Raw genomic sequence first — 15,630 nt, 5'->3', positions numbered from 1 at the left:
ACCACATGACCGACCAGCCCACCTCGATCGTCGCCGGCGCCGAGAGCGCCACCGCCGACGTCGCCGCCGCCACCCAGGCCGCCGAGGACGCCTTCGCGCAGTACCGCGCGACGACCCCGCAGCAGCGCGCCGACTTCCTCGAGGCGGTGGCCGCCGAGATCGAGGCCGACACCGACGCCCTCGTCGAGGCCGCCGTCGCGGAGTCGCACCTGCCCCAGGGCCGCATCACCGGTGAGGTCGGTCGCACGACCGGCCAGCTGCGGATGTTCGCCGGCGTCGTGCGCCGCGGTGACCACCTCGGCGTGAGGGTCGACCCGGCCCAGCCGGACCGCACGCCGCTGCCCCGCGCCGACATCCGCCAGCGGATGATCCCGCTCGGCCCGGTCGCCGTCTTCGGGGCGAGCAACTTCCCGCTCGCCTTCTCGACCGCGGGCGGCGACACCGCGTCCGCGCTCGCCGCCGGCTGCCCGGTCGTCGTCAAGGGTCACCCCGCCCACCCGCGCACCGGCTACCTCGTCGCGAAGGCCGTCTCCCGCGCCGTCGCGAGCGCCGGTCTGCCGGCCGGCACCTTCTCCTTCCTCCTCGGCGACGGGATCGAGCTCGGCCAGGAGCTCGTCCGCGACCCGCGGATCACCGCCGTCGGCTTCACCGGCTCGCGCGGCGGCGGTCTCGCCCTCGTGCGTGCCGCGGCCGAGCGCGAGGTGCCGATCCCGGTCTACGCCGAGATGTCCTCGATCAACCCCGTCGTCGTGCTCCCCGGGGCGCTCGAGGGCGACGTCGCCGCGCTGGCGCAGGCCTACGTCGGCTCGCTGACCCTCGGGGCGGGCCAGTTCTGCACCAACCCCGGCCTGCTCTTCCTGCCCCGCGGCGAGGCGGGCGACGCCTTCGTGGCCGCCGCCGCCGAGGCGGTCGGCCAGGCCTCCGGCACGCAGATGCTCACGTCCGGCATCGCCCAGGCGTACGCCGAGGGCACGGCCCGCCAGTCCTCCGGCGACGGCATGACGGTGCTCGCGACCGGCTCGGCCGGCGAGGGCTCCGACGCCCCCGCGCCGCAGCTCACCGAGGCCGCCTCCGCCGACTCCCCCGTCGTCGCCGACGAGGTCTTCGGGCCCGCCGGCGTCGTCATCCGCTACGACTCGGTCGAGGGCCTCCTCCCTTCGCTCGCCGACCTCGAGGGCCAGCTCACCGCGACGGTCCACGCGGCCGCGGGCGACGCCGAGGCGGCACGCGCGCTGCTGCCGACCCTCGAGCGCAAGGTCGGACGCATCCTCTTCAACGGCTGGCCCACCGGGGTCGAGGTCGGGCACGCGATGGTCCACGGCGGTCCCTTCCCCGCGACCTCCGACAGCCGCACGACCTCGGTCGGCTCGCTGGCGATCGAGCGCTTCCAGCGTCCGGTGGCCTACCAGGACGTCCCGTCCGACGTGCTGCCCGAGGCGCTGCGCGACGACAACCCGTGGGGTCTGCTGCGGCGCGTCGACGGGGAGCTGCAGGCGTGAGCACGACGATCACCCGCGTCGAGGTCGTGCCCGTCGCCGGGCACGACTCGGCGCTGCTCAACCTCAGCGGGTGCCACGGCCCGTACTTCACCCGCAACATCGCGATCGTCACCGACTCGCAGGGTCGCGAAGGGGTCGGCGAGGTGCCCGGTGGCGAGGCCATCCGGCGCACCGTCCTCGACGCCTCCGAGCTGCTCGTCGGTCAGCCGGTCGCCCGCTTCCGCTCGCTGCTGCGCGACGTCGCCGCCGCCTTCGCCGACCGGGACTCCGGTGGGCGCGGGCTGCAGACCTTCGACCTGCGCACGACGATCCACGCGGTGACCGCGCTCGAGTCCGCGCTGCTCGACCTCTCCGGCCAGGAGCAGGGCGTGCCCGTCGCCGAGCTCCTCGGCGACGGCCAGCAGCGCACCCACGTGCCGATGCTCGGCTACCTCTTCTACGTCGCCGACCCCGACGAGGTGGGCGGGGCCTACCTGCGCGAGCCGGACGGCGCCGACGACTGGGAGCGGGTGCGCCGCGAGGTCGCGATGACGCCCGAGGCCGTCGTGCGTCTCGCCGAGGCTGCGCAGGCCCGGTACGGCTTCACCGACTTCAAGCTCAAGGGCGGCGCGCTGCCCGGCGAGGAGGAGGTCGCGGCCGTCACCGCGCTGCACGAGCGCTTCCCCGACGCGCGGATCACGCTCGACCCCAACGGCGGGTGGCTGCTCGCCGACGCGATCCGCCTGCTGGGTGGCACCGGTGACGTCCTCGCCTACGCCGAGGACCCGTGCGGTGCCGAAGGGGGCTACTCGGGTCGCGAGATCATGGCGGAGTTCAAGCGGGCCACCGGTCTGCGGACGGCGACGAACATGATCGCGACGGACTGGCGCCAGATGGCGCACGCCATCCGGACGAACGCCGTGGACATCCCCCTCGCGGACCCGCACTTCTGGACGATGGCCGGCTCGGTACGCGTCGCGCAGATGTGCCACGAGTTCGGGCTGACGTGGGGCTCGCACAGCAACAACCACTTCGACGTCTCGCTGGCGATGTTCACCCATGTCGGCGCGGCCGCCCCGGGCGAGATCACCGCGCTCGACACGCACTGGATCTGGCAGGACGGGCAAGGGCTGACGACCGACCCGCTGCAGATCCGCGACGGGCAGATCGAGGTGCCGACGGCCCCGGGGCTCGGGGTGACGCTCGACCGCGAGCGACTCGCCGAGGCCAACGCCCTGTACGAGGAGCACGCGCTCGGCGCCCGCGACGACGCGATCGCCATGCAGGCCCTCGTGCCGGGCTGGACCTTCGACCCGAAGCGTCCCGCCCTCGTGCGCTGAGCCGAGACGACGAAGGGGGACCCCGACCGGATCGGTCGGGGTCCCCTTCGTCGTCCGACGGGCCGTGCCACCACGGTGCACGCTCTGCCGCGCGCTACGGCGCGGTACTGGTCGCGATCGCGACCAGTACCGCGCCGTAGCTCGAGGTCTGGCGGGGCCGGTCAGGCGACGGGCTGGTCCTGCAGGACGAGCGCGCGGGTCGCGGCGACGAGCTGGTCGACGAGGACGTCGAGCTCACCGGCGCGACGCTCCTGGAGCTGCAGGCCGTCCTGGCCGAGCTCGGTGAAGAGGCTGAGCGCGACCTGCTGACGCACGGCGTGCATCGAGAAGTTCGCGACGACGGAGCGCCAGTGCTCGACCGCGCGGATGCCGCCGTCGGCGCCGTAGGAGACGAAGGCGACCGTCTTGCCCATCCACTCGGGGGCGAGGGAGTCGAAGGCGTTCTTGAAGGCGCCGGGGATCGAGTGGTTGTACTCGGGGGTGACGAAGACGAAGCCGTCGTACTGGTCGATCGCCTGGCCGAAGCGCACGACGCGCTCGTCGTCGTACTGGCGGTTCGCCATGCCGGGGATGACCGGCGAGGTGAGCATCGGCAGGTCGAAGTCGGCGAGGTCGACGATCTCGAAGGTGGCCTCCTCGCGCTGGTCGGCGGTGGCCTGGACCCACTCGGCGACGGTGCGGGCCGCGCGGCCCTCGCGGACGGAGCCGACGATGATGCCGATCTTCATGTGGTGCTCTCCTTCGGTGATGCTACGTGCATTGGTTTAACTCTCAACTAACACGATAGCCGATCCATTCCCCCGGTCCCAATCGCCGTCGTTTCGTGGGGTACCGACGGCCGCGGCGGCCGGGAGACGATGTCGCCATGAGCCCGCACGAGATCGCCGACCTGACGACCCCGCGCAGCAAGACCCCCTTCGTCGTCGCCGGCGTGCTCGCCGCCGGGGTCGCGGTCGCGGCGACCGCGGGCCTGGCCTGGCGCGCCCTCGACCCCACGACCGAGGTCACCGGCCAGGTCGCGCTGACGAGCGAGGCCCTCGTGCGGATCGGGCCCGGCGGGTGGTACTACGAGTCGGGACGGCGCGGGGCGCCGGACCTCGTGCGCCAGGTGGGCACCGACGCGTCGTGGGAGGTGCCCGAGATGGAGTCGGGCCTCAGCGCGACCCCTGACCTGCTCACCGAGGACGGCACGGTGCTCCTGCTCGACGGCGACGCCGTCGAGATCCGCACCGCCGACGGCACTCAGCGCGCGGACGTGCGCGACGTCGCGCAGGCCTACGGCGAGGACCTGTGGCCCGGCGAGCGGCTCGAGCTGGTCGGTGCGAGCGCGACCCACGCCGTCGTGCGCAGCTGCCTCACCGACGAGTCCGACGGCGCCGCCCAGGACGTCACCGTGCTCGCCGGCGTCGCGCTCGACGACGGCGACGTCTCGTGGGCCACCCGGGTCGCCGCCTCCTGCGACCCCGAGGTCGCCACCTACAAAGCGCGCCATGTCCCCGCCCAGCGGTACACCTTCGTCGAGACCCCGGACGAGGTCCTCGCCGTCGACCTCTCCGACGGCGACGTCGCCCAGCGGTGGCGTGGCCTGGAGATCCACGACGTCGCCGTGCGCGGCGACGACGCGCTCGTCACCGTCGGCGACCGGGTGCGGGCGATCTCCCTTCGCTCCGGTCGTACGCTCGACGAGCAGGAGTGCCGGGTCGCCTCGCTCGGCGACGACATCGGCATCGACGGGCAGGTGAGCGAGCTCGGCGCGCTCTCGGCCGGGTGCATGGAGCGCTCCTGGGTGTGGGACGGCGAGCAGCTCGTCGAGGGCCCCGACGACGGGGGCGGGATCAACGAGCCCCTCTCCGAGGGTCGCGAGGTCGCCCGCGGCCGGCTGGCGCTGACCCGCGAGGGCACGACGCTGCACGTGCGCGACCTGCTCGGCGAGCGGCCCGACCAGGAGGTGGCGATGCAGTCCGAGGACGCCGTCGTCGCCGCGTACCAGCCCGGTGGCCGCCTGCTCGTGCTCGCCGAGGTCGGCGACGACCACGCCTCGTCGATGCGTCTCGTCGACCTGCAGACCGGCGACCTCGTCGCCGACGCGACGGGGCGCCTGGACTTCAGCGCCGACGTCACGCCCGACGGCTACGCGCTCGTCGAGTCCGCGGACCACGAGACGCACTGGGTCGTCGGGGTGGCCCGATGAGCCGCGCGCGCCCGGTCCGGGTCCTCGTCGGCGTCGCGGTGGCCGTCGTCGCCCTGCTCGTCGTGCTCCTCGGCGCCGGCGTCCTCGGCCCGAGCCGGGCCGAGCGGGCCGCCGGGGTCGACGACCTCACCGGACCCGACGACGCCGTCGGCGTCGTGTGGTCCGGCGAGAGCCGCTTCGTGACGATGGGCCCCGGCGGGTGGTTCTCCACCTCCCCGAAGGGGGACGCGGACGTCCTCATGGTCCACGGGCCGACCGGTCGGCAGTGGTCGATGCCCTCCTTCGACAGCCCCGACGCCATCACCTCCGACGGGCGGGCCATCTCGCTGCTCGGCGGTGACGTCACGATCATCAGCGAGGACGGCACGCGCATCGAGGCGAGCGCCCGAGATCTCCTCGTCGCCTTCGGCGACCGCCGCCTCGTCGCCGGCGAGGACGCCGTCTTCGTCGCGCTGTCGGACGAGCACGTCGTCGTCGCGACCTGCCTGTCGACGGACGGCGGGCGCCTCGACGAGGAGGCGCCGGGCGGGCGGACCGTCGTCGCGGCGGTGGGGCTCGACGACGGGCGGGTCGCCTGGACGCACGACACCGAGGTGGGCTGCGAGGCCGACGTCGCGGGCTACCGCTCGATGGCCCAGCCCGAGCAGCGCTACGTCGCCATCCACCCCTCGCAGACCCGCACCGACGTCCTCGACCTCGCGACCGGCGCGACCGTCGCGAAGCTCACCGACCGGACGACCGGCCGGGTCGTCGTCCAGGGCGAGCGCGCGATGCGCCGCGACGGCGACACCGTCGAGGTCACCTCGCTGCGCACCGGGCGCACGGTCGCGACGACGACCTGCCCGGGCGCCCGGCTGGGCAACCCGGGCGACACCCAGGGTCGTCTCTCCGAGGACGGGGTGCTCACCGTCGAGTGCGGCGACTCGGTCCGCCTGCTCGACGGGTCCACCTTCGTCACGGTCGACGCTCCCCCGGTCGGCAAGGACCAGCAGGTGCCCGACGGCGGGTCGGTCAGCCACGACCGGCTCGTGCTGACCCGCACGGGCGACACCCTCGCCGTCCGCGACGCGCTCACCGAGCGCGACCTCGGCACCGTCGAGGTGCCCGAGGGCATGCGCATCGCCACGAACGAGCCGCGCGGCCGGGCCCTCGTCCTCTACGAGACGAAGGAGAGCTCGTGGTTCACCGGCAACCGCCTGCGCACGAAGGTCCAGGTGCTCGACACCCGCACCGGCGAGCTCGTCGTGAGCACCGACCGCGGGCTGTCGCCGGGCAGCTCCGTCTCGCCCGACGGCTTCGTCGCGATGAGCGCGTCGGTCGACGGCCGGTCGACGACCTCACGCCGGTCGCGCTACCGCGAGGACTCGGTGCACTCCTGGGTGGTCTCGGTGCGCGAGGTGAGCCCGTCGTCGGTCACGGCCGGACGACGGTGATGCCGGCGGGCGCGCCCGCGCCCAGCGCGACGAGCGCGTCCGGGGCCTCGTCGAGGCCGACGACCCGCCCGACGAGCGCGGTGAGGTCGATCCCGTCGGCGACGAGGTCGAGCATCGCGGGGTAGTCCGCGGCCGCGAGGCCGTGGGTCCCGTGCACCGACAGCTCCCACCCGACGACCGGGTCCATCGGCAGGGCGGCGTCGGCCTGGTCGCCGAGGAGCAGACCGGCCTGGACGTGACGCCCCCGGCGGCGAAGGGAGAGGACGCTCGCCCGCGCGGTGGGGACGGACCCGTAGGCGTCGAGGGAGAGATGGGCACCACCGCCGGTCGCCGCGACGACCTCGGCCGCGACCTCCTCGGGGGTGCGCCCCGACCCGTCGACGACCGCGTCGGCCCCGAGGGTGCGGGCCAGCTCGAGCGCGCTCGGCGCGACGTCGACGACCGTGACGCGGGCGCCCAGGGCGCGCGCGACGAGCAGCGCGGACAGGCCCACACCGCCGGCGCCGTGGACAGCGACCTCGTCGCCGGGAGCGACCCCGCCGTGCTGGGCGACGGCGCGGTAGGCGGTCGCGAAGCGGCACCCCAGTGCCGCGGCCTCGACGTCGCCGACGCCCTCGGGCACGGCGACGAGGTTGTGGTCGGCGGCGTGCAGGGCGACCTGCTCGGCGTAGCTGCCCCACCCGGTGAAGCCGGGCTGGGTCTGGTCGGGGCAGACCTGGCCGTCGCCCTGCGCGCACCACTGGCACCGGCCGCATCCGCAGACGAAGGGAGCGGTGACCCTCTCCCCCACCTGCCAGCGGGCGACCTCGGGGCCGACCTCGCGGATCGTGCCGACGAGCTCGTGACCGGGCACGTGGGGCAGCTCGACCGGGTCGTGACCCATCCATGCGTGCCAGTCGCTGCGGCAGACCCCGGTCGCCGTCACGGTGACGACGACGCCGTCGGACGGGCACACGGGGTCGGGCACCTCGGTGACCTCGGGGCGGGTTCCGGTGCGGGTGACGAGGACGGCGCGCATGGGCGTCATGATGCCTGGCGCACATACCCCTATGGGGTATATTGTCACGATCATGGACACCACCGCTCACCCCGAGGACGCGCACGACATGTCCGGCATGGCGGTCAGCGCGACCCTGCACTGCCTCACCGGGTGCGCCATCGGGGAGATCGCCGGTCTGATGATCGGCACGGCGCTGGGATGGCACACGCTCGGCACCACGGCTCTCGCGATCGCGCTGGCCTTCGTCTTCGGGTACTCGCTGTCGGCCCTGCCCCTGGTGCGGGCCGGAGTCGCCCTGGGCTCGGCGCTCACCCTCGTGCTCGCTGCCGACACCCTCTCGATCGCGACGATGGAGGTCGTCGACAACGCGGTCATGTGGCTCGTGCCGGGCGCGATGGAGGCGGGGCTGGGCGACTGGCTCTTCTGGGTCTCGATGGGGCTCGCCCTGACGGTCGCGTTCTTCGCCGCGCTGCCGGTCAACCGCTACCTGCTGCGACGAGGCCGGGGCCATGCGATCACCCACGAGGCCACCGGGCACGCGGCGATGGACAACCGCCCGCTCGTCTTCGGCATCGTCGGCTTCCTCCTCGGCGGGCTCGCCGCCGCGATCGGGTCGGTGCTGTCGTGAGCGACACCGATGACGTGCGCGCGGCCTACGACGCGATGGCGCAGGCGTACGCGGCCGCGTACCCGACGACCGAGCCCGAGAGCGCGCCCGAGCTGGCGATGGTCGACCACCTCGTCGAGCTCCTCGGACCGGGCGCCCGGGTGCTCGACGCCGGGTGCGGCACGGGCCGGATGAGCCGCTACCTCGCCGACCGAGGGGCGGTCGTCGAGGGCGTGGACGTCTCGCCGGGGATGCTCGAGCAGGCGAGAGCCGCGCACCCCGACATCCGCTTCGAGACCGAGTCGCTCGTCGACCTCGGTGGCGACGACGGTCGGTACGACGGGGTGCTCGCGTGGTACTCGCTCATCCACCTCGACGACGCCGAAGCGGCGCGCGCCGTGCGCGAGATGGCGCGGGTGGTCCGGCCCGGCGGGCTCGTGCTCGTGGGCTTCCAGACCGGGTCGGGGGTGCGCGACCTCGGCGAGCGGATGCGCGAGCGCGGGCTCGCCGTCGACCACCTGCCCCGGTGGCACCGCGAGCCCGACGCGGTGCTGTCGATGCTCGCCCGAGCCGGCCTCGTCGAGGTCGCGGTGATGCGACGGGGCCCGGTGGGCGCCGAGCAGGACGGCCAGGCCGCCGTGCTGGTCCGTCGCGAGACCTGAGGCGGCGGGCCCTTGCTGGTCGAGGCGCGGAGGCCCGCCAGGGCCGGAGCCTCGAGACCACGCCTCGGTCGTGACCCGCGGGTACGACGACCACCGGGGTCACCCCCTTCGCGCCGGTCCCGCGATCGCGGGACCGGACGAGTGCGGCGGGACGGCAACGGTCGTCGCCCGCGCGCTGCCCGGGCAGCGGCCGGGTGCGTGCAGCATGACCGGGGTCTACTTCCTGCCCTTCTCGGCGCACGTCTCCGCGCGCCGACCCGTGCCATGCCTGACCGGCAGTTCGTCCACCCACGAAGAGTAGAACCGCACCCGGTCGGGTCTCGATCAGACGACGGGCTCGCCGGGTGCCGTCCCCGCGGCCGCGAGCCCCGCTAGCGTCACGCCATGACAGTGCTGGCACGCGCACGCCGAGGCCGGACCCTCCGCGCGCTCCCGCTGAGCATCGGCCTCGTGGTGCTGGGTGCGTGCGGGGGCGACGTCCAGGAGAGCGACGACGGCGCACGTCTGGTGACCGGGCGCCTGGCGTCGATGAACGACGCGCTGAAGACCTTCACGGTCACCGGCCTCGACGACCAGGGCTGCGTCACGGATGCCACGAACGCCTCGGTGCTCGACCGGGTCGAGCAGACCTGCGGGGCAGACGTGGCCGTCGTCGTCAACAGCTGGTGATGACCGCCCCCGACGCCACCTACGATCTGGTCCATGCGTGCGAGCTGGGGGATCAGGACAGGTGCGGCGGCGGCGACGGTGCTCGGGGTGATGACGCTCGCGTCCTGCGGTGCCCGCAGCGCGCACGACACGGCGGACGACTTCGCCGAGGCCGTCGCGGACGGCACCGTCTCGGAGCACCCCGAGCTCTTCGAGCCCGCGCCGAGCGCTGCGCAGATGGCGGTGCTCGACGACTTCCACACCCGGTGCTCCGTCGACGAGGACTCCGCCGAGGTCGCCCCGGGTGCGATCACACCGCAGATGCGGAGCATGGCCGTGGTCGTCGAGTGCGACGGGCGGACCATGCTCATCGGGACGCAGGTCACCGAGCCGAGCTACGGGACGGACGAGAGCAGCGACTTCGTCATCGAGCCGCACTTCCTGCCCGGCGGCGAGCGGGACGGCGAGTTCTCCCGCTCCGGCCTGCCCGACGACATCAAGCACCTCGACCGGGTCCCCGCCGCCGGCTAGTCCGCCCCGTCGCCTCGCCACGTCCCGTGCATGGCGGCCGGTCGATACCCGCGGGGAGCAGGACTGCGTGCGGGGTCCATGACCCGCGCGTGGCCCACGACCCCCGCCGAGGTATGGCGATCGGCCCCGGATCCGTGGATCCGGGGCCGATCTGCCATACCTCGGCGAAGGGGGAGTCAGGTACCTCGGCGAAGGGGGGGAGTCAGGTACCTCGGCGAAGGGGGGAGTCAGGAGCGCGGCGGGGTCCCGTCGTCCCCCAGGTCCGACGCCGGCCTGAGCCCCTAGACCAGGCTGCGCCGCATGACGATGCGGGGCATCTTCGAGGCGACGGCGTCGGTCACGCCGACCTGCTCGAAGCCCGCCCGCTCGAAGATCGCCCGTGTCCCGACGAAGGCCATCGTCGTGTCCATCCGGCCCTCCGGGTCGACGGGGTACGCCTCGACCGCCGGCGCCCCGCGGGTGCGGGCGTACGCGACCGCACCGTCGACGAGGTGGGCGGTGACACCCCTTCGCCGGTGCCCTCCGCGCACGACGAGGCAGATGATCGACCAGACGGGGACGTCGTCGACGGGGCGGATGAGCTCGGAGCGCACGAGCCGCGGAATCTCCTCGCGCGGGCTGATGTGGCACCACCCGACGGGCACGCCGTCGTCGTAGGTGATGACGCCGGGGCGGCTGCGGCGGGCGGCGAGCGCGCGCATCGCCTCCTCGCGGCTGCCGCCACCGAGCTCCTCGATCTCGCCCGCGCGCAACCGGTGCGACAGGCACCAGCAGTGGGTGGCACGGCGGTTCGGGTTGATGACGTCGGCGAAGTCCTCGAAGCGTGCGGGGGTCAGCGGATGGGTCTCGAAGGCCACGGCTGCCCCCTTCGCTCGGCGTCGCGTCGAGCATGGCACCGCGGCTGCCACGCGGCGACCCACGACCTACCCTTCCTGCGTGCCTCGCCTCGACCGCCTCGACGCCGACCGCGTCCAGGCCACCATCGCCACCCTCGAGGAGCGCGTGACGACGCGCTTCCCGGACCGCAACCTCCCTCGCGTCGCCCGCGAGCTGTCGATGCTCGCCGACGAGGTCGAGGACGTCTCCGGGGCCTCGCGGGTGCGGCTGCGGATGACGCGGTGGATGTCCTTCGCGCTCGGGCTGGTCATCGTCGGCGTCACGCTCTACGTCGTGGCCGCGGTGCTGCGCGAGGTCATGGGCACCTACGAGGGCGAGGCCGGCCGCTGGGTGCCGCTCGTCGAGTCGGGCATCAACGACGTGGTCTTCGCGGCGATCGCCGTGTGGTTCCTCCTCGCACTGCCCTCGCGGCTCGAGCGCGCCCGGATCCTCGCCCTGCTGCACCGGCTGCGCTCGCTCGCGCACGTCATCGACATGCATCAGCTGACGAAGGACCCCGAGCACCTCAACCCCGCGTACGTCCCCACCGAGGCCTCGGTCGGCGACGCGATGACCCGCGCCCAGATGGCGCAGTACCTCGACTACTGCTCCGAGCTGCTCTCGCTCACCGGCAAGGTCGCCGCCCTGTGCGCCGAGGCGAGCGAGGACGACGTCGTCCTCGACACCGTCTCCGACGTCGAGACCCTGTGCTCGGGCCTCGCCGCGAAGATCTGGCAGAAGATCTCGCTCCTGCCGGGGTAGCCGCTCGCGGGCAGCCGGGGTGGACAAGAACCCCCGTCGGCCCACCCCCCGCGTGTCAGGGTGGAGGCATGAGCGACCAGCCCACCAGCGACAACACCGACCGCGAGATCGTCGGGCTCGACGAGCACCTCGACGAGGCTCAGCAGGACGTCCGGATCGGCTCCGACGAGACCGACGACCTGCCCATCACGCCCCCCGACATGCAGCCGCGCAACACCGAGCGCGAGATGGCCGGCTGGGCCGAGGGCGAGGAGACCATCGACGAGCGGATCGCGCAGGAGGTGCCCGAGGAGGGCACCGCCTACGGCGCCCCCGACAACGAGAGCGGCCTGGACCGCGAGCCGCGCGTCGGCGGCGACGACCCGCTGTCGATCCCGGCCGAGGACGACTTCGTCTCCGACTCCGCGGCCGACGAGCGGCACGTCTCGCAGGACGACCCGGCCGAGGAGGCCGCGATGCACGTCGAGGGTGACGAGCCCCTCGACGACACGGTCTGAGCGGCACCCGAACCCGCCACCCTCCTCTTACCCCCAGCCCTCCCCCCTGCACTCACAGTGCCTGCGACGCCGAGACCCGCTCGTGGTCCGTGACACCCGCTCCTCGCCGACCGGCGGGCACCGGGCCTCGCGGACGACGAGCGGGTCTCGGCGCGGCGGGCGGGCTCAGCCCGTGCCGCGGGCGGCGGGGGGGCGGCGGGCTCAGCCCATCCCGCGCGCGACGAGCACGTCGAGCACCCGGGCCGGCAGGACCCTCGCGGCGACGGTCGCCGGCTTCGCGCCCGCGCCGATCGCGTAGCGGATCCGGGGACGATCGGCGGTGGCGGCGTGCTCGATGGCCTTGGCCACGACGTCCGGCGACGACGCGATGCGCTCGATGCCGCTGGACAGCCCCTTCGCCATCCGCCGCACCCGCGCCGCGTACGGCCCGTCGCCCGACACCTCGACCGCCGAGTCGGTGGCGATCCCGCCCCACTCGGTCTTGATGGCGCCGGGCTCGACGACGCTCACCCGGATGCCGAAGGGGGCGACCTCGGCCCGCAGCGAGTCGCTGAGACCCTCGAGCGCGAACTTGCTCGCGTGGTACCACCCGCCGAAGGGCCCGGCGAAGCGCCCGCCCATCGACGAGACGTTGATGATCCGGCCAGATCCCTGCTCACGCATCGTCGGCAGCACGAGCTGGATCATCCGGGCCAGGCCGATGACGTTGGTCTCGAGCTGGCGCCGGGCCTCGTCGAGCGGCACCTCCTCGACCGACCCGTACGAGCCGTACCCGGCGTTGCCGACGAGCACGTCGACCCGGCCGTGCTCCTCGAGCACCCGCTCCACCCCGGCCACCATGCTCGCGTCGTCGGTGACGTCGAGGACCAGGGGGCGCACCCCGTCGCCGAGCTCGGCGAGGCGGTCCGCCCGGCGGGCGGCGCCGTAGACGACGAAGCCCGCCCGCGCGAGACGGCGGGCGGTGGCCGCCCCGATGCCCGAGGAGGCACCGGTGACGATCGCGACGGGCGACGAGGTGGGACCGGCCATGACAGCTCCTGCGGTGGGTGAGGGCGGGCTCCCATCGTCACCCACGACGGTCCCCCTTCGCCGGCCGACGTCCCCCCTTCGCGCCGGCTCGCCCCCCTCCCCCCTTCGCCCGCCGAGACCCGCTCGTGGTCCGTCATGCCCGCTCTTCGCGGGGCGGCGACGAGCGGGGCTCACGGACCACGAGCGGGGTTCGGCGTGGTGGGTGGTTGGGGGGGTGGGGGCGAAGGGGGACCGTCAGCCCCTCAGTGGTGGAAGGCCGGCAGCCACCGCGGGCCGCGGTGGGCCCGGTCACCGAGCAGCGCGAGCACCGCGGGGAGCAGCAGCGCGCGGACGACGGTCGCGTCGAGGAGGATCGCGACGGCCAGCCCGACGCCGAGCTGCTTCATGTCGAGCACCGACAGGGTGGCGAAGATCGAGAAGACGCCGATCATCACCGCCGCCGCGCTCGTGACGACCCCGGCGGAGCGGGCCACCCCGAGACGCACGGCCTCGCGCGGCGACGACCCGGCCAGCCGCGCCTCGCGCACCCGGCTGGTGACGAAGACGTGGTAGTCCATCGACAGCCCGAAGAGCACGACGAACATCAGCAGCGGCAACCAGGCCGCGATCGCACCGGTCGAGTCGAAGTCGAGCACCGACTCGGCCCACGTGCCGGAGAAGATCGCGGTCATCACGCCGTACGCGGCGCCCACGGAGAGCAGGTTGAGCCCGATCGTCGCGGCAGCCAGCCACAGCGACCCGAAGGACAGCGCCATGACGACGAAGGTCAGCGCGAGGACGAAGCCGACGACCCACGGCAGGCGCGAGTCCATCCACTGCGTGAGGTCGGTCGACGCGGCCTGACCGCCGACGTGCACCTGCGCGCCCGGCACGTCCGCGAGCTCCGCGCGGATGTCGTCGGCCTCGTCGCGCACCTGGGCGACGACGCCGGGCAGGCGCTCGTCGGACGCGCTCATGCCGACACCGACGTCGAGCACGCTCACCGTGCCGTCGCCGGACACCTGCGGCTGGGGCGCCACCCCGGAGACGTGCGGCAGAGCGGCGAGGTCGCCCGAGGACGCCTCGAGCGCCCGGGCCACCTCGGCCTCGCTGCCGGCCGGAGCCCTGACGACGACCTGGACGGCGGTGCCGTCGCTCGGGATCGCCCGCTCGAGCTGGTGCGTGGCGGCGACGACGGGCAGGTCCTGGGGCAGGGTCTCGACCCCGCCGAGCGCGGTCTTCATGCCGAGCGCGGGGGCGGCGAGCGCGACGAGGAGCGCGGTGACGACCGCCGCCCACGCGAGCGGGCGGCGGGTGGCGACACCGGCGACGCGGCCCCAGACGGAGCGACCGGCGGCGCGGCGCGCCTCTCGGCGCCGGGCGAAGGGGAGCCGCAGCGCGTCGACCCGGTCGCCGAGGACGGCGAGCAGGGCCGGCAGCACGGTGGCGGAGAAGACGACGGCGAGCGCGACGACGACGATCGTGCCGACCGCGAGCGAGGCGAAGAGCCCGCCCGCGACGAGCATCCCCGCCATCGCGACGACGACGGTGACGCCGGAGATGACGACGGCCCGACCCGCGGTGGCACCGGCGACGGCGATGGCGTCCTCGACGCTCGCCCCCGCGGCCCGCTCCTCGTGGGCGCGGCGCAGGACGAAGAGCGCGTAGTCGACACCGACGGCCAGCCCGATGAGCAGGACGAGGCTCTGGGCGTTCGGGTCGACGTCGACGGCACCACGGCTCAGCGCGGCCGTGATGCCCATCGCCGTGACGACGCTCAGCAGACCGAGCACGAGCGGCACGCCTGCGGCGACGACCGCGCCGAAGGCGATCGCGAGGATGACGAGGGTCAGCGGGATGCTGAAGAGCTCGGCCCGGGCGAAGTCCTCGCCCATCGACTCGTCGAGCGCCAGGGAGGCCGACCCCTCGCCGACCTGCCCGACCTCGAGATCGGGGTGGGCCGCGCGCACGTCGTCGGTCACGGCGAGGACCGGGCCGACGACGTCGGAGGCGCTCGGTCCCTCGGCCTCTGCACCGCCGGAGCTCGAGACCGCGTCGAGCTCGACGGGCAGCACGACGCTCGCGCCGTCGGCCCCGGGGACCGGGTCGCCGACCAAGGCGACGCCGTCGACCCCTTCGTAGGCGGCGATGAGCTCGCGACCGAGAGCGGTCCGCTCGGCCACCGACATCGAGCCGTCCCGCGCGGTGACGACGACGTGCTCGACGGGGGCGCCGCCGAGGTCGGACGCCATCTGGATGTCGACCGCCGCGCGGGAGTCGCCGACGAGCTGGGCCTCGGGCGGGGTCGTGACGATGTCCCGGCTCGCGGCGGCCCCGCCGCCGAGGAGGGCGACGAGGGCGAGCGCGAGGACGACCCACCGGTGGCGGGCGCACCACCGGGCGAGCGGGGACCCGACCGGGCGGGTCGACGCCGGGGTCGGCGGGGGCGTGGGCGGTGCAGGGTCGCGGTGCGGCGTGAGCACGGACATGGGTGGCTCCATGGGGTGGCGAAGGGGTGAGACGTGGCGTGGTCGTGCGCCTCCAACCTCTCGCCGGGCACCCGTGCGCCGCACTGGTGCCGGCGCCCGTCCTCACCG

General features: G+C 74.3%; 15 protein-coding genes. 10 read left to right on the top strand and 5 right to left on the bottom strand.

Going from position 1 to position 15,630, the window contains the following annotated elements:
- Positions 1–5 precede the first annotated feature (5 nt).
- Together EEW87_RS12755 and EEW87_RS12750 are read left to right on the top strand one after the other, a co-directional pair.
- Positions 6–1,499 carry an aldehyde dehydrogenase (NADP(+)) gene (locus tag EEW87_RS12755; RefSeq protein WP_123092686.1) on the top strand — a complete coding sequence of 498 codons (1,494 nt, stop codon included), beginning with the start codon at positions 6–8 and terminating at the stop codon, positions 1,497–1,499.
- A complete protein-coding gene (locus tag EEW87_RS12750) occupies positions 1,496–2,818 on the top strand; it encodes an enolase C-terminal domain-like protein (protein ID WP_123092687.1) in 1,323 nt (440 codons plus the stop codon). Before EEW87_RS12755 ends, EEW87_RS12750 begins: the two co-directional genes overlap by 4 nt.
- Before the next feature lie 161 nt (positions 2,819–2,979).
- On the opposite strand, the gene EEW87_RS12745 is transcribed toward EEW87_RS12750, so the two are convergent.
- Positions 2,980–3,546, bottom strand: a complete 567-nt coding sequence (locus EEW87_RS12745; RefSeq protein WP_123092688.1) for an NADPH-dependent FMN reductase — start codon at positions 3,544–3,546, stop codon at positions 2,980–2,982.
- A gap of 137 nt (positions 3,547–3,683) precedes the next feature.
- On the opposite strand from EEW87_RS12745, the gene EEW87_RS12740 reads away from it, so the two are divergent.
- Positions 3,684–5,009: a hypothetical protein gene (locus EEW87_RS12740; RefSeq protein ID WP_123092689.1), complete on the top strand. Its 1,326-nt coding sequence runs from the start codon at positions 3,684–3,686 to the stop codon at positions 5,007–5,009.
- Positions 5,006–6,442 (top strand): beta-propeller fold lactonase family protein, encoded by a 1,437-nt coding sequence (locus EEW87_RS12735; protein WP_123092690.1) that lies wholly within the window; start codon positions 5,006–5,008, stop codon positions 6,440–6,442. Before EEW87_RS12740 ends, EEW87_RS12735 begins: the two co-directional genes overlap by 4 nt.
- On the opposite strand, the gene EEW87_RS12730 is transcribed toward EEW87_RS12735, so the two are convergent.
- Positions 6,423–7,460 (bottom strand): alcohol dehydrogenase catalytic domain-containing protein, encoded by a 1,038-nt coding sequence (locus EEW87_RS12730; RefSeq protein ID WP_123092691.1) that lies wholly within the window; start codon positions 7,458–7,460, stop codon positions 6,423–6,425. The two genes, EEW87_RS12735 and EEW87_RS12730, sit on opposite strands and share 20 nt — an antisense overlap.
- Before the next feature lie 52 nt (positions 7,461–7,512).
- Between EEW87_RS12730 and EEW87_RS12725 the strand changes: the two genes are divergently transcribed.
- From EEW87_RS12725 to EEW87_RS12710, 4 genes are all read left to right on the top strand, one after another.
- Complete coding sequence (locus EEW87_RS12725; protein ID WP_225985089.1) at positions 7,513–8,070, top strand: DUF4396 domain-containing protein; 558 nt, start codon at positions 7,513–7,515, stop codon at positions 8,068–8,070.
- A complete protein-coding gene (locus EEW87_RS12720; RefSeq protein WP_123092692.1) occupies positions 8,067–8,711 on the top strand; it encodes a class I SAM-dependent methyltransferase in 645 nt (214 codons plus the stop codon). The genes EEW87_RS12725 and EEW87_RS12720 overlap by 4 nt, the downstream gene beginning before the upstream one ends.
- A gap of 384 nt (positions 8,712–9,095) precedes the next feature.
- Positions 9,096–9,380 (top strand): hypothetical protein, encoded by a 285-nt coding sequence (locus EEW87_RS12715; protein ID WP_148041599.1) that lies wholly within the window; start codon positions 9,096–9,098, stop codon positions 9,378–9,380.
- Between the two features lie 33 nt (positions 9,381–9,413).
- Positions 9,414–9,890, top strand: coding sequence for a hypothetical protein (locus EEW87_RS12710; RefSeq protein WP_148041600.1), 477 nt, complete (start codon positions 9,414–9,416; stop codon positions 9,888–9,890).
- Between the two features lie 281 nt (positions 9,891–10,171).
- On the opposite strand, the gene EEW87_RS12705 is transcribed toward EEW87_RS12710, so the two are convergent.
- Positions 10,172–10,747, bottom strand: a complete 576-nt coding sequence (locus EEW87_RS12705; protein WP_123092695.1) for a GNAT family N-acetyltransferase — start codon at positions 10,745–10,747, stop codon at positions 10,172–10,174.
- A gap of 79 nt (positions 10,748–10,826) precedes the next feature.
- On the opposite strand from EEW87_RS12705, the gene EEW87_RS12700 reads away from it, so the two are divergent.
- Positions 10,827–11,528: a hypothetical protein gene (locus EEW87_RS12700; RefSeq protein WP_123092696.1), complete on the top strand. Its 702-nt coding sequence runs from the start codon at positions 10,827–10,829 to the stop codon at positions 11,526–11,528.
- A gap of 68 nt (positions 11,529–11,596) precedes the next feature.
- The gene (locus EEW87_RS12695) at positions 11,597–12,025 is read left to right on the top strand and encodes an adenosine deaminase (protein ID WP_123092697.1); all 429 of its coding nucleotides are present in this window, start codon (positions 11,597–11,599) and stop codon (positions 12,023–12,025) included.
- 201 nt (positions 12,026–12,226) lie between these two features.
- Here EEW87_RS12695 and EEW87_RS12690 read toward each other — a convergent pair whose 3' ends face one another.
- Both EEW87_RS12690 and EEW87_RS12685 read right to left on the bottom strand, forming a co-directional pair.
- Positions 12,227–13,054 carry an oxidoreductase gene (locus EEW87_RS12690; RefSeq protein WP_123092698.1) on the bottom strand — a complete coding sequence of 276 codons (828 nt, stop codon included), beginning with the start codon at positions 13,052–13,054 and terminating at the stop codon, positions 12,227–12,229.
- A 242-nt stretch (positions 13,055–13,296) separates the two neighbouring features.
- Entirely contained in the window at positions 13,297–15,522 is a 2,226-nt protein-coding gene (locus tag EEW87_RS12685) for an MMPL family transporter (protein ID WP_123092699.1), read from the bottom strand.
- Positions 15,523–15,630 lie beyond the last annotated feature (108 nt).

This window comes from Janibacter melonis (genome assembly GCF_003721155.3).
In the GTDB taxonomy this organism is placed as follows: domain Bacteria; phylum Actinomycetota; class Actinomycetes; order Actinomycetales; family Dermatophilaceae; genus Marihabitans; species Marihabitans melonis.
Note: the sequence above shows the minus strand (reverse complement) of the source record. Positions and strands in the feature narration are given on the sequence as shown.